The organism is Brumimicrobium mesophilum (assembly GCF_003025005.1).
Classification (GTDB): domain Bacteria; phylum Bacteroidota; class Bacteroidia; order Flavobacteriales_D; family Crocinitomicaceae; genus Brumimicrobium; species Brumimicrobium mesophilum.
This window is the reverse complement of the sequence record NZ_PVSS01000069.1, coordinates 1-619: the sequence shown is the minus strand read 5'-3', so window position 1 is coordinate 619 and position 619 is coordinate 1. Positions and strand designations below refer to the sequence as shown.

Below are 619 nucleotides of genomic sequence, written 5' to 3'. Positions count from 1 at the left end.
CTGAGGTTACACCTTTGGTGTTGAGAACGCTGAAGTCTCTGCGAACTTCGCGTATAACTCTGTTACCTCTGTGGTTAAAACAACTAAAGCTATCTTTCCCACTTAAAACCCTTGTTAAACTACTATTTTTCACTATCTTAATTTAGATATTAGAGTTTTAAGTCTCTAATATTAACTTTTAACCACCTTATCATGACAGAAAATGAAATAGCAACCAAAGTAATCGGATGTGCAATTGAAGTTCATCGGGCATTAGGTCCTGGACTGCTAGAAAGTACCTATCAACAATGTCTATTGTACAAACTAAAAAAAGAAGGGCTACAAGTAGTAAAAGAAAAATCGATTCCTCTTATTTTTGAAGAAGTACAACTCGAATGTGGCTATAAGATTGATTTATTAGTGGAAAACAAAGTCGTCATTGAACTCAAAAGTGTAGAAGATTTGAATGACATCCACATGGCTCAAACAATCACATATCTAAAACTTGGTAATTTTAAATTGGGATTACTAATCAATTTTAATGTTCTCCTATTAAAAAAAGGAATACGACGTGTTGTGAATAACCTGTAATTAACCGCTGTACTCTGCCTTTAAAATTAACCGCGGAGGACGCCAAGAT

General features: G+C 34.2%; 1 protein-coding gene. It reads left to right on the top strand.

Translation table 11 applies throughout. From position 1 onward, the window contains the following. Positions 1-192: 192 nt before the first annotated feature. Positions 193-570 (top strand): GxxExxY protein, encoded by a 378-nt coding sequence (locus C6368_RS17075; protein ID WP_107040420.1) that lies wholly within the window; start codon positions 193-195, stop codon positions 568-570. Positions 571-619: the final 49 nt, after the last annotated feature.